Origin of the sequence: Mesorhizobium sp. CA13, assembly GCF_020165235.1 — a bacterium.
Taxonomy (GTDB): domain Bacteria; phylum Pseudomonadota; class Alphaproteobacteria; order Rhizobiales; family Rhizobiaceae; genus Mesorhizobium.
The window spans coordinates 346,886-359,890 of record NZ_JAIUHS010000004.1 but is presented as its reverse complement, the minus strand read 5'-3'; the positions used below and the strand labels follow the sequence as shown (position 1 = coordinate 359,890).

At 63.5% G+C, this 13,005-nt stretch carries 13 protein-coding genes; 5 read left to right on the top strand and 8 right to left on the bottom strand.

Annotated elements, in window-relative coordinates; translation table 11 throughout:
- The first annotated feature begins 54 nt into the window (after positions 1-54).
- The 5 genes from urtB (at position 55) to LB566_RS13185 (ending at position 4,822) form a co-directional block, all read left to right on the top strand.
- Complete coding sequence (gene urtB / locus LB566_RS13205) at positions 55-1,671, top strand: urea ABC transporter permease subunit UrtB (RefSeq protein WP_224624699.1); 1,617 nt, start codon at positions 55-57, stop codon at positions 1,669-1,671.
- The gene (urtC, locus tag LB566_RS13200) at positions 1,668-2,897 is read left to right on the top strand and encodes an urea ABC transporter permease subunit UrtC (RefSeq protein WP_224624698.1); all 1,230 of its coding nucleotides are present in this window, start codon (positions 1,668-1,670) and stop codon (positions 2,895-2,897) included. Before urtB ends, urtC begins: the two co-directional genes overlap by 4 nt.
- A gap of 6 nt (positions 2,898-2,903) precedes the next feature.
- Positions 2,904-3,650 (top strand): urea ABC transporter ATP-binding protein UrtD, encoded by a 747-nt coding sequence (gene urtD, locus LB566_RS13195; protein WP_224624697.1) that lies wholly within the window; start codon positions 2,904-2,906, stop codon positions 3,648-3,650.
- Between the two features lie 69 nt (positions 3,651-3,719).
- Positions 3,720-4,415 (top strand): urea ABC transporter ATP-binding subunit UrtE, encoded by a 696-nt coding sequence (urtE, locus tag LB566_RS13190; RefSeq protein WP_224624696.1) that lies wholly within the window; start codon positions 3,720-3,722, stop codon positions 4,413-4,415.
- A 230-nt stretch (positions 4,416-4,645) separates the two neighbouring features.
- On the top strand, positions 4,646-4,822 hold the full coding sequence (locus tag LB566_RS13185) for a hypothetical protein (protein WP_140498860.1): 177 nt from the start codon (positions 4,646-4,648) through the stop codon (positions 4,820-4,822).
- Positions 4,823-4,873: 51 nt separating this feature from the next.
- Here the strand turns inward: LB566_RS13185 and LB566_RS13180 are convergent, their stop codons facing one another.
- The 8 genes from LB566_RS13180 to LB566_RS13145 form a co-directional block, all read right to left on the bottom strand.
- Positions 4,874-6,025, bottom strand: a complete 1,152-nt coding sequence (locus LB566_RS13180; RefSeq protein WP_224624695.1) for a GGDEF domain-containing protein — start codon at positions 6,023-6,025, stop codon at positions 4,874-4,876.
- Between the two features lie 148 nt (positions 6,026-6,173).
- On the bottom strand, positions 6,174-6,977 hold the full coding sequence (locus LB566_RS13175; protein ID WP_224624694.1) for a DUF72 domain-containing protein: 804 nt from the start codon (positions 6,975-6,977) through the stop codon (positions 6,174-6,176).
- 41 nt (positions 6,978-7,018) lie between these two features.
- On the bottom strand, positions 7,019-7,489 hold the full coding sequence (locus tag LB566_RS13170; protein ID WP_224624693.1) for a GNAT family N-acetyltransferase: 471 nt from the start codon (positions 7,487-7,489) through the stop codon (positions 7,019-7,021).
- A gap of 28 nt (positions 7,490-7,517) precedes the next feature.
- Positions 7,518-10,439, bottom strand: coding sequence for an excinuclease ABC subunit UvrA (gene uvrA, locus LB566_RS13165; protein WP_140498850.1), 2,922 nt, complete (start codon positions 10,437-10,439; stop codon positions 7,518-7,520).
- A 708-nt stretch (positions 10,440-11,147) separates the two neighbouring features.
- Positions 11,148-11,429 carry a hypothetical protein gene (locus LB566_RS13160; RefSeq protein WP_140549356.1) on the bottom strand — a complete coding sequence of 94 codons (282 nt, stop codon included), beginning with the start codon at positions 11,427-11,429 and terminating at the stop codon, positions 11,148-11,150.
- Between the two features lie 101 nt (positions 11,430-11,530).
- Positions 11,531-12,136 carry an ATP-dependent Clp protease proteolytic subunit gene (locus LB566_RS13155; protein WP_140498846.1) on the bottom strand — a complete coding sequence of 202 codons (606 nt, stop codon included), beginning with the start codon at positions 12,134-12,136 and terminating at the stop codon, positions 11,531-11,533.
- A gap of 32 nt (positions 12,137-12,168) precedes the next feature.
- Positions 12,169-12,672 carry an SRPBCC family protein gene (locus LB566_RS13150; RefSeq protein WP_140548237.1) on the bottom strand — a complete coding sequence of 168 codons (504 nt, stop codon included), beginning with the start codon at positions 12,670-12,672 and terminating at the stop codon, positions 12,169-12,171.
- Positions 12,669-12,983 (bottom strand): ArsR/SmtB family transcription factor, encoded by a 315-nt coding sequence (locus tag LB566_RS13145; protein WP_140548239.1) that lies wholly within the window; start codon positions 12,981-12,983, stop codon positions 12,669-12,671. The genes LB566_RS13150 and LB566_RS13145 overlap by 4 nt, the downstream gene beginning before the upstream one ends.
- Between the last annotated feature and the right edge of the window lie 22 nt (positions 12,984-13,005).

Below are 13,005 nucleotides of genomic sequence, written 5' to 3'. Positions count from 1 at the left end.
GGTTCCTCCGCCGTCCGGACGTCCAACTCAACCCTGAAGAGTCGCCTGACGCCGATGAACCTTTTCCGCGCACTTGGCCTGACGCTGCTGTTCTTGCTGGCGACGCTGTCGTCGTCGGGCGCTGGCGAAGCCGATCTGCGTGGCGTCATCGCCAAGTTCGCCGCCGCCAAGGGTTTTTCGGACACGGGAGCTGTCGTTCACGACTTGGCGGCCACCGGCGATCCGGCAGTGGAGCGGCCGCTTGCGGCGCTGGCCGATGGCAATCTTTACATACGAAAGATCGATTCCCTGGTCTTCGTCGGCAAGGAAGCCGGCGAACGGGTCCAGCTTTTCGACCCGCTGAGCGGTGAATCATCCGGTGAAGCGGCCAAGGACGACATCACCAAGATCAAGGTCAACAACACGCTGCGTCGCACCATCCGCGATGCGCTCGGCACGCTGACGCTCGGCGCCAAGGATCCGGCCGTGCGGCTCGCCGCCGCCGACACCATGTTCAAGACGCCCGATGCCGCAAACATCGAGCCGCTCGATGTTGCGATCGCCAATGAGACGGTCGCCAGTGTCAAGACCTTGCTGGAACAGGCTCGTGCCGCGTCGATTCTGAGCTCGGATCGGCCGGATGCCGACAAGCTCGCGGCAATCGCCCTGATCGGCGCGCGCGGCGACCGCGATGCGGTATCGCTGCTTACCTCGGTAGAGGCCAATGCCTCGGGCGCAGCAAAGGAAGCCGCGGCAGCGGCAATCGCCAACATCGATTCGACACTGGCCCTGTGGGACGCCGGACAGAACATCTGGTACGGCATTTCGCTGGGCTCGGTGCTGCTGCTGGCGGCGATCGGGCTTGCCATCACCTTCGGCGTCATGGGCGTCATCAATATGGCGCATGGCGAGATGGTGATGCTCGGCGCCTACACGACCTTCGTCGTCCAGCAGGTGATCCGCACGTCCTTTCCCGGCCTGTTCGACTGGTCGCTGGTGATCGCACTGCCGCTTGCCTTCCTGGTCGCGGGGCTTGTCGGCCTCGCCATCGAGCGCGGCGTTATCCGCTTCCTCTACGGCCGGCCGCTGGAGACGCTGCTGGCGACATGGGGCGTTTCGCTGATCCTGCAGCAGGCAGTGCGCTCGATCTTCGGGCCAACCAACCAGGAGGTCGGCAATCCCTCCTGGATGTCGGGTTCGTTCGATGTCGGCCAGCTTGCCATCACCTGGAACCGGCTCTGGATCCTGGTCTTCGCGCTCACCGTCTTCGCGATGCTGCTCTATGTGATGAAGCGCACCCCCTGGGGGCTGCAGATGCGCGCCGTCACCGCCAACCGCCGCATGGCCGCCTCGATGGGCATCAGGACGCCATGGGTCGACGCGCTGACCTTCGCGCTCGGCTCCGGTATTGCCGGCATTGCCGGCGTGGCGCTCAGCCAGATCGACAACGTCTCCCCCAATCTCGGCCGCGGCTACATCATCGACAGTTTCATGGTCGTCGTTTTCGGCGGCGTCGGCAATCTGTGGGGCACGCTGGTCGGCGCCTTTTCGCTGGGCATCGTCAACAAGTTCCTCGAACCCTATGCCGGGGCGGTGCTCGGCAAGATCGTCGTGCTGGTGCTGATCATCCTGTTCATCCAGAAGCGCCCGCGCGGCCTGTTCGCGCTCAAGGGCAGGGCGGTGGAAGCATGATGTCGGGACGCTTCTTCGCCGCGGGCGCGAACCGCCGCATCGCCATCACCATCCTCATCCTGCTGGCGGCGGCCACTATCGTGCCGCTGCTCAACCTGGTTGTTTCGCCTACAAGCGCATTCTACGTCCCGCCCTATATCGTGGCTCTGACCGGCAAATATCTCTGCTACGCGCTGCTGGCACTCGCGCTCGATCTGGTCTGGGGCTATTGCGGCATCCTCTCGCTCGGCCACGGCGCCTTCTTCGCGCTCGGCGGCTACGCGATGGGCATGTATCTGATGCGCCAGATCGGCTCGCGCGGTGTTTATGGCAACCCGGTCCTGCCTGATTTCATGGTGTTCCTGAACTACAAGGAACTGCCCTGGTTCTGGACCGGCTTCGACCATTTCTGGTTCGCCGCGATCATGGTGCTCGCCGTGCCCGGCCTGCTCGCCTTTGTCTTCGGCTGGTTCGCCTTCCGCAGCCGCGTCACCGGCGTCTATCTCTCGATCATCACACAGGCGATGACCTATGCGCTGCTGCTCGCCTTCTTCCGCAACGACATGGGCTTCGGCGGAAACAATGGCCTGACCGACTTCAAGGATATTCTGGGCTTCAACGTGCAGGCCGACGCGACCCGCTCGGCGCTGTTCGCGGCCAGCGCGGTGACGCTGGCGCTCGGCGTCTTCGTCACCTGGGCGATCGTCGGCTCCAAATACGGCAAGCTGCTGATGGCGGTGCGCGATGCCGAAAGCCGCACCCGCTTCCTCGGCTGGCGGGCTGAGAACGTGAAGTTGTTCGCCTTCACGGTTTCAGCCGTCATGGCCGGCATCGCGGGCGCGCTTTACGTGCCGCAGGTCGGCATCATCAATCCGGGCGAATTCGAACCCTCCAATTCGATCGAGGTGGTGATCTGGGCAGCGGTCGGCGGGCGCGGCACCATTGTCGGGCCGATCATCGGCGCATTGCTGGTCAACGCCGGAAAATCCTGGTTCACCGGCGTGCTGCCTGAACTGTGGCTGTTCGCACTCGGAGGCCTGTTCGTCGCCGTGACGCTGCTCTTGCCGAAAGGCATCATCGGCATGTGGGATAGCTGGCGCGGCAACGCCAAGGCGCTGCGCGCGGCATCGTTGGCCGAGGAGGCCGGCGCCGATGGTGAAATCGCGCCGTCCAAAGTCGTGCAGTCGGCGGCCAGAACACCCGGCGAATGGTCCTCGTCCAGCCTCGAACCTCAGCCGGCGGAGTGACGGGCGATGTCGAGGTCGAACACCATTCTCTACCTCGACGGCGTTTCGGTTTCCTTCGACGGATTTCGCGCCATCAACAATCTGTCGCTGGTGCTCGACAAGGGCGAGATGCGCGCCATCATCGGCCCCAACGGCGCCGGCAAGACGACGATGATGGACATCGTCACCGGCAAGACACGGCCCGACGAGGGGGAGGTGTTCTTCGACGGCCAGGTCGATCTCACCCGCCATGACGAGGCCGAGATCGCCATGATGGGCATCGGCCGCAAATTCCAGAAGCCGACCGTTTTCGAAAGCCACACGATCGAGGAAAATTTGATGCTGGCGCTGAAGGGGCCGCGCTCGATCTTCCCGGCGCTGTTCCATCGACGCTCACCCGCCGAGGCGCGGCGGATCGATGACATCCTCGGTACCATCCGGCTCGGCGACAAGCGCGACGAGCTCGCCGCCAATCTCAGCCACGGCCAGAAGCAGTGGCTGGAGATCGGCATGCTCCTGGCGCAGGACCCGAAGCTGCTTCTGGTCGACGAGCCGGTCGCCGGCATGACCGACGCCGAAACCGAGGAGACCGCGCGTCTGCTCAAGGAGATCGCCCGCGACCATTCGGTGATCGTCGTCGAGCACGACATGCATTTCGTGCGCGAGCTCGGCGTCAAGGTCACCTGCCTGCATGAGGGCTCGGTGCTTTCCGAAGGCACGCTCGATTTCGTATCGGCCGACGAGCGTGTCGTCGAAGTCTATCTGGGGAGATGATCATGGTTTGGCGGGTGCAATTCCATCGCTTCGATCTTGCCTTCCTCCGGTTCTGGAGAAGGCGCTGACATGCTCGAAGTTTCCGATGCCACGCTTCACTACGGCGCCGCCCAGGCGCTGCGCGGCGTGTCGCTGAAGGCGGGCGCCGGCAAGATCACCTGCGTGCTCGGCCGCAACGGCGTCGGCAAGACCAGTTTGATGAGATCGATCGTCGGCCATCACAGGCTGACGAGCGGAAGCGTTGCCTTCGAGGGGAAGGCGCTCGACCGGAGCGCGGCGTATGACCGCGCCCGGTCGGGCATCGCATTCGTGCCGCAGGGCAGGGAGATCTTTCCGCTGCTCAGCGTGCGGGAAAACCTCGAATCGGGATTCGCGCCCTTGAAACGGACCGACCGCAACGTGCCGGCGCATGTCTTCGAATTGTTTCCGGTGCTCAAGCAGATGCTTGGCCGCCGCGGCGGCGATCTCTCCGGCGGCCAGCAGCAGCAACTCGCCATCGGCAGGGCGCTGGTGATGCGGCCGAAGCTCTTGGTGCTCGACGAGCCGACGGAAGGCATCCAGCCGTCTGTTATCAAGGATATCGGCCGTGCCATCCGCTATCTACGCGACCAGGCCGGCATTGCGGTGCTTCTGGTCGAGCAATATCTCGACTTCTGCCGCGAACTCGCCGACGAGGTCAACATCATGGACCGCGGCCAGATCGTGCATACTGGTCCTGCCGAAGATCTCGACCGGGCGGACGTCAGGAAGTTCCTGACGGTCTAGATCCATCTCCTGATGAAAGATTTTTCAATCTTTCTTCAACACCCGCTGGCACGCCCAATACTAGATGCTAGTCTTCCGATGGCTTTGTGAGTCGGCCGCTTCCGTATCAGTCTGGTTTGTCGCAGATCGAGGTGGGCGCCGGGCAAGTTCCGCGCAAGCATGCGTTCCTAGCATCCTCCCTGCGATTTCTGTCGTTCAACGCGTTTGGGCACACAGGCTAAGGGGCAGCCATGGAACGTTACGTCGAGGACTACCAGAAACGGCGGCTTACCGAGCGCGTCGACATCATCACAGCCATCAACATCCTGAAATCCCAAGGCTATGACCACGACGAGCTGATCGAGGAGATCACCAAGGTCTTCTATGTCGACCTCGATGCCTTCAATGAAATTGTCATGGCGGCGTAAAAGCCGCATTCGCCCATTCAACGGTCATGGGCACGGCATTGATGCCCTTGGTCAGCTGGCGCGCCGGAATGGAGAGGCGGTGACGCGGTTGCGGCCGCCGCGCTTGGCGGCATAGAGCGCCTTGTCGGCGGCGCTGAGCACCTTGTCGAAGCTCAGGCCCTCTTTGGCGCCGAAAGCAAAGCCGGCGCTGACGGTGCACGTCAGGGGACCGTTCTCGGTGTCGGTGCGGCGCGCGGCGAATGAGGTTCGTATCGCCTCGGCCGTGTTTTCCACTGTTTCGGGCAAAGTCCGCTTCAGTACCACCGCGAACTCCTCGCCGCCCATGCGCGCGGCGACATCGGTCGGGCGAAGGTTGCCGGCAAGCTCCTTGGCGAACACTTTCAGCACCTCATCGCCCGTCGCGTGGCCGAACTCGTCATTGATGGCCTTGAAGCTGTCGAGGTCGAACACGACCACGGCGGTAAAGGCGCCGACGGGAGAATCGCCAAAGAGGTCGAACAGCGCGCGGCGGTTGAGCAGGCCGGTCAGCTGATCCGTCAGCGCGTTGCGGCGGTGATGCCTCGCCAGACGCCCCTGGTTGAGGGCCAGCGACAAGGCGCCGATGCCGGTCATGCTGGCGATGACGACGATGAGGCTGAGATCCTCGGCCCAGTTCCTCGGCGCATGGCTCAGGATCAGCTTGCCGTCCCAAGCCAAAACCGTCGCGCAAAGCAGGAAGGACATGGCGGTCGCCGAATAGAGTGCGGCGGCGCCGATGGTAAGCGCTGGGGCCTCGGCACGGCCCTTCCAGTATTCGGCGGCGGTTGCGAACAGGAGTAGGGCCGCGAACAGGTTCTCGAACATGAAGCCGAGCCCGTCATAGCCGAGAGCCATGGGCGGCAGCGCCACTGCCAGCGAAATGCCGCCCCCGATCAAAACTCTGGGGATCGGCGAGCCGCCGCTTCTGAATTGGTAGGCGGCGCCCAGCATCATCGAGAAGCCGACCAGCAGCAAGGTGAAGGTGGCGATGCCGAGGCCGCGCCTGGGCGCGTCGATATAGGCGTCATAGGTGAAGACCTCGCCCACCACCAGCAAGGCGCTGAGCGCCCAGGTGAGCAGGAACTTGTCGGTGCGGGCGGTGAGCCATGTGCCGAACAACGTCAGGCTCAGGCAGGCAGCGGAGAAACCGACCGCCAGCAGAAGTGAGTTGTAGTCGAGCGACATGCCCCTCGTTCCTTGCCCGCGACGACCCTGCAGCCTGACGTTGCTGGAGTCATGACGCAAGGAAGTGTCGATAAGGTTACGATAGCGACGAAGATGCGACGGTTCAGGCCCGGCGCCGCCGCCAGTGGGCCGTCTGCGCGGAGTTTTCTCAGGCGACCCGCTTCATAAGCGCCATGGCGCCGAAGGGCGCGCGCACCTTGCCCTCGGTGATGAAGTAAACGAACACGTCGCGCGGTTGCACCGGTGCGTCGGTGGCAGGGTCGGCGCGGCGTAAATCGGTTGGCTGCTTGCCTTCCGCCCAGACCTTGGCCCGCGCCGCCCACTCATCGAGGCCTTTTGGGGTGTAGCAATCGGGATTGTCATCCGAGCCGGTCTGCAGCCGCGCATAGATGAAATCGCCGGTGATATCGGCGATATCAGGATATTTTGCGTGATCGGCATAGACGATGGCCGCCTTGTATTTGCGCGCGAGCGCCGGGAATTCCGGCACGATGAAACTGTCGTTGCGGACTTCGAGCGCGTGGCGCAGTGCAACGCCATCCTGCTTTTCCGGCAACAATTTCAGAAACGCTTCGAAATCGTCGGGATCGAATTTCTTGGTCGGCGCGAACTGCCAAAGGATCGGCCCAAGCTTGTCGCCGAGCGCGGCGACGCCGGAGCCGAGGAAACGCATCATCGATTCACCTGCTTCGCCCAGCACGCGGCGGTTGGTGACGAAGCGGTTGCCCTTCAGCGAGTAGACGAAACCATCGGGGGCCTCATTGGCCCATTTGACGAAGGTCGGCTCCTTGAAGCTGGAATAATAGGTGCCGTTGACCTCGATGCTCGGCACCTGCCGGCTGGCGTATTGCAACTGCTTGGCCTTGGAGAGTTTTTCCGGGTAGAAGGACGTATCCCACGGCTCGAAGGTCCAGCCGCCCATGCCGGCGCGGATTGTTCCTGATTTGCTCATTGTCGTCCTCCCGTTTCAGAAGTCTGGCGAGTTCAGAAAAATCACGCCGTCGTGACCTCGGCGACTGGCTTGGCCATGTCGACGAGCACCCATCCTGGCCGGTAGGGGTTGGGCCGGCGACCCGTTTCGCTATAGCCGTAGGCCAGATAGAGCGCGATGTTGCGCTCCATTTTCGCATTGGTGTAGAGCCGCACCTCCGGCAGGCGCCACAGGCGGCTCTGTTCGTCCGCATGTCTCAGCAGCGCGATGCCGAAGCCCTTGCCCTGAAATCCCGGCGCCACGGCGACGGAGAAGATCATCGCGTGGTCTTCGTGCCGCTCCAGGACGATCAGCCCGGCCAGTTCGCCGCCGCTCTCCAGCAGCCAGACCTCGCCGCGCGCGATGCGCGGTGCATAGTCCTCGTTGACCGGGATCGGTGGCCCGCCCAACAGCGAGGTGTAGGGCGCGTAGGCATCCGTGGTCAGAGTCATGACGGCGGTGACATCCGGGGCGAGGGCTTTCCTGATCTTCATTCCGGAGATTCCCAATGCCAGCCCGCCATCACTCCGCCGCTTCGCGCTTGCCTCCGGGGCGTCGCTCCAGCAATTCCTTGAGGAACTGGCCGGTGTAGCTGCGTTTTTCGCGCACGATCGCTTCCGGCGTACCGGAGGCGACCAGTTCGCCGCCGCCGTCGCCGCCCTCGGGGCCGAGATCGAGCACCCAGTCGGCGGTCTTGATCACTTCGAGATTGTGCTCGATCACCACCACCGTGTTGCCCTGGTCGACCAGTTCGTGCAGCACTTCCAAGAGCTTGGCGACATCGTGGAAGTGCAGGCCGGTAGTCGGCTCGTCGAGGATATAGAGCGTCTTGCCGGTCGCCTTGCGCGACAGTTCCTTTGCAAGTTTTATCCGCTGCGCCTCGCCGCCCGACAACGTGGTCGCCTGCTGGCCGATATGGATGTAGCCGAGGCCGACCTGCTTCAGCGTGTCGAGCTTGTCGCGCACACCGGGCACGGCGGCGAAGAAGTCGACGCCTTCCTCGACGGTCATGTCGAGCACGTCGGCGATCGACTTGCCCTTGAACAGCACGTCGAGCGTTTCGCGGTTGTAGCGCTTGCCGTGGCAGACGTCGCAGGTGACGTAGACGTCGGGCAGGAAGTGCATCTCGATCTTGATGACGCCGTCGCCCTGGCAGGCCTCGCAGCGGCCGCCCTTGACGTTGAAGGAGAAGCGGCCCGGCTGGTAACCGCGCGCCTTGGCCTCGGGCAGGCCCGCGAACCAGTCGCGGATCGGCGTGAAGGCGCCGGTATAGGTGGCGGGGTTGGAGCGCGGGGTCCGTCCGATCGGCGACTGGTCGATGTCGATGACCTTGTCGAGGAATTCCAGGCCCTCGATGCGGTCGTGCTCGGCCGGATGCTCGCGCGAGCCCATGATGCGGCGCGAGGCCGCCTTGAACAACGTCTCGATCAGGAAGGTCGACTTGCCGCCGCCCGATACGCCGGTGACGGCGGTGAAGGTGCCGAGCGGAATCTCGGCGGTGACGTTCTTCAGATTGTTGCCGCGCGCGCCGACGACTTTCAGGCGGCGGTTCTTCTTCGCCTCGCGGCGAACCGCCGGTGTCGCCACTTCGAGTTCGCCCGAAAGGTATTTGCCGGTGATCGAATTCGGGTTGGCCATCACCTGCTGCGGCGTGCCCTGGGCAATGATTTCACCGCCATGGATGCCGGCGGCCGGGCCGATGTCGACGACGTAGTCGGCATGCAGGATGGCGTCCTCGTCATGCTCGACCACGATGACCGTGTTGCCGATGTCGCGCAGGTGCTTCAGCGTGTCGAGCAGGCGCGCATTGTCGCGCTGGTGCAGGCCGATCGACGGTTCGTCCAGCACGTAGAGCACGCCGGTGAGGCCGGAGCCGATCTGCGATGCCAGCCGGATGCGCTGGCTCTCGCCGCCCGACAGCGTGCCGGAATTGCGCGACAGGGTGAGATAATCGAGGCCGACGTCGTTGAGGAAGCGCAGCCGCTCGCGGATCTCCTTGAGCACGCGCACGGCGATCTCGTTCTGCTTGTCGTTGAGCTGCGCCGGCAGATCGGTGAACCACTGGTCGGCCTTGCGGATCGACTGTTCGGTCACTTCGCCGATGTGCTTGCCGGCGATCTTCACCGCCAGCGCTTCCGGCTTCAGCCTGTAGCCACGACAGGCCGGGCAGGGGGTGGCCGACATGAAGCGCTCGATCTCCTCGCGCATCCAGGCGGATTCGGTCTCTTTCCAGCGCCGCTCGAGGTTGGGGATGACGCCCTCGAAGGTCTTGGTCGTTTTGTAGGAGCGCAGGCCGTCATCATACTGGAAGGTGATCTCGCGCTCGCCTGTGCCGCGCAGGATGGCTTCCTGGGCCTCCCTGCTCAAATCCTTGAACTTGTCGCCGAGCTTGAAGCCGTAAGCCTTGCCGAGCGCCTCCAGCGTCTGCACGTAGTAGGGCGAAGTCGATTTCGCCCATGGGCTGACGGCGCCGTCGCGCAGCGAGACGTTCTCGTCGGGGACGACCAGATTGGGATCGATGGCGCGCTGGCTGCCCAGCCCGTCGCAGGTCGGGCAGGCGCCGAACGGGTTGTTGAAGGAGAACAGCCTGGGCTCGATCTCGGGAATGGTGAAACCGGAGACCGGGCAGGCGAATTTTTCCGAGAACAGGATGCGCTCATGCGTCTCGTTCTTCGACTTGTTGACCGAATCCTCGCCGGTCTGGCTGGCATCGAGCGGCTTGTCGGCGAACTCCGCCACCGCCAGCCCCTCGGCGAGCTTCAGCGCGGTCTCCATGGAATCGGCAAGGCGCGTTGCGAGGTCGCCGCGCACGACGATGCGGTCCACGACCACGTCGATGTCGTGCTTGTATTTCTTGTCGAGTGGCGGCACGTCCGCGATCTCGTAGAAGACGCCGTCGACCTTGACGCGCTGAAATCCTTTTTTCTGCAGCTCGAGCAATTCCTTGCGGTACTCGCCTTTGCGGCCGCGCACGATCGGCGCAAGGATGAACAGGCGCGTGCCTTCCTCGACCGCCAGCACGCGATCGACCATCTGCGACACCGTCTGGCTCTCGATCGGCAGCCCGGTGGCCGGCGAATAGGGTACGCCGACACGCGCGAACAGAAGCCGCATGTAGTCGTATATCTCGGTGACGGTGCCGACCGTCGAGCGCGGGTTTTTCGAGGTGGTCTTCTGCTCGATCGAGATGGCCGGCGAAAGGCCGTCGATCTGGTCGACGTCCGGCTTCTGCATCATTTCGAGGAATTGCCGCGCATAGGCCGACAGGCTCTCGACATAGCGGCGCTGGCCCTCGGCGTAGATGGTGTCGAAGGCGAGCGACGATTTGCCCGAGCCCGACAGGCCGGTCATGACGATCAGGCTGTCACGCGGCAGGTCGAGATCGACATTCTTCAGATTGTGTTCGCGCGCCCCGCGAATGGAAAGATATTTATGGTCGGCCATCGCCGGTCGCCGCCTCAGATCTGGAATTTGTGGGATCGGCGGGTTTTCCCCGGCCATCCCCTATGTAGGTATTTTTGCCGCCGCGTCGAGAGACGCCACAATTCTCGACCAAGTCGTTTAACCGTCTTTCGCGCGAACGGGCAAGCGGAAAGAACAAAGACCGAACACGCTCCTGACAAAAGCAATGGACCAGGCGGGCCTTGTCGATTGATGGATGTGTCGGTCGATCACATTTTTCCCGTTCGGCCATCGGGCGGTTGACGTCCCCGGCCGAGGGGAGCAGACTCCATACGTCAATGAAGCCGGCTGTCTTTCGATGGCCTCGCCGCCCAAAGGCGGCCTGCGAGACGCCGCGGGCTTTTGCGATCAGTGCTTCTGACGACGATTGTCGCAACGGACACAGGAGTGGAGCATGACGCCACCGGACAGTCCCTTGAGGCTCCAGCAGTGATTGGAGCCGCGGCAGGCATAAATGCCGGGGAGGCGCGAGCGCCTTCCGACGTGACCCTGCCGGATGCACCAAAATCAGAGACTACTGGTCGGATCGTCGGCTGAACGCCGCGTAGCATCCGAAATCGAAAGCCGGTAAAACATTCCCGGCGAAAGATTGGATTATAGATCCAGAAAAGCCCCGTCCGTTTGCTAAAAGCACGGCGGGGCTGCTCTTTTGAGCGAACGCGCAGGTACTGACGGCCCGCGACATGTCAGCTACCGCGGTGGTTTGATCCCGCCGGCGCCGATATCGACCGTGATGCTGCCGGAAATCCTGACATCGGTATCGCCGATCTTGAACTGGCCGTTGCCGTTGGCTGGGAAGGCGTCATCGGGCTCGGGCTGCGGGGCCGGCTTGGCGATGCGGTAATCGCCGGCCACACCGGGCAGGCTGCCTTGCTGGCTGTCGCCGGCAAAGGCGCCGCCGGCCAGCATGAGCGCTCCGGCGAAAATGGCGACGGCAAGACGCCGAGGTCGGAACGAGCGGCTGTCGATCATCGGCCCGTTATAGCGCCGCCACGCCGTAGGGGCCAGACCGGCGGTCACCAAATCGCCGGATGGCGGGGCCGTCGCGGCTCAATTCATCGTGCTCGTGCCGGTCACGCCGCCTTTTTGCGGGTGTCGTAGACATGATCGACGAGACCCCATGCCTTCGCTTCCTCGGCGGTCATGAAATAGTCCCGGTCGAGCGTCCGCTCGACCTCTTCATAGGTGCGGCCGCAATGGCGCGCATAGAGCTCGGTCATCTGCCGCTTGGTACGCAGAATGCCTTCGGCGTGACGCTGGATGTCCGATGCCTGACCCTGGAAGCCGCCCAGTGGCTGGTGCAGGACGAGGCTGGCGTTGGGCAGCGCGATGCGCCGTCCGGGCGTGCCAGCCATCAGCAGGAACGAAGCCATCGAGGCGGCAAAGCCCATGCACACCGTCGACACCGGACAGCTGACATATTGCATGGTGTCGTAGATGGCGAAGCCGCTGGTCACCACGCCCCCAGGCGAGTTGATGTAGAGCGAGATCTCCTTGTCGGGATTATCGGATTCCAGCGACAGAAGCTGGGCGCAGACCAGCGCCGACATGCCGTCGTTGATCTCGCCGTTGATGAAGACGATGCGCTCGCGCAGCAGCCGCGAGAAAATGTCGAAGGCGCGCTCGCCGCGGCTCGATTGCTCGATCACCATCGGCACCAGATTGGCAAAACCGGTCATCGTCTCTCTCCGTTTTTCATTGTGTCGGCCAGTCAAGCGGCGCGCTGCAGAAGGCAAAATGAATTGGCTGCGGGGCGGCGGCCGGAGCCACGCGCAGCGAATGAAAGCCGGCAGCCGGCGCCTGCCATGGTCACCATGGGCCCGGCGGCGGATGTCGCCGCACGGGCAAAGCCTTCATGGATAATATGCAGATGCGTGCCGCCCGAAACGGTGCGGGCGAGCGTGAAGGTGACGATGCTGTCGAGCGGGTTCCGTTTCTCGTCCGGCCGCGGCTGTTCCCGCCAGGTATAGCGAAGCCTTTTTCCGGGCTCGGCATCGAGGATCTCGCATTCGATCGGCGCTTCGGGGCCGGCAAAGGCGAAATTGCTGCCGATCTCAGGATTGATGTCGTTGGGCATCATCCAGGCCGCAAGCAATTCGGGCACGGTCAGCGCCCGCCATACCTTTTCCGGCGGCTCGGGAAGATCGCACTCGAACTCGATCGCGTCGGGGGCGGTCCGCGCATGGCTTTCGTCGGTCACTGGTGCGTGCGTCATTGGTCCATGTCCTTGAGAACCGTCTTCAGTCTTTCGATGCGTTCGGGCCAGAACGTCCGGTAGCGTTCGATCCAGCCGAGCAGCGGATCGAGCCCTTGCGGATCGGCGCGGTAATAGGCGTTGCGGCCCGCCCGCCGCTCGACCACCAGCCCTGCGCCGCGCAGCACGGCCAGGTGCTGCGACACAGCTGGCTGCGACACCGTCATGCCGGTGCGCAGTTGCGACACCGTCATCTCGCTGGTGGCGAGGCGTTCATAGACGGCGCGTCGGGTGGGGTCAGCCAGCGCCCGGAAAATTTCCGCTTCGATCATGGCAAAAGCATAAGTCGATACT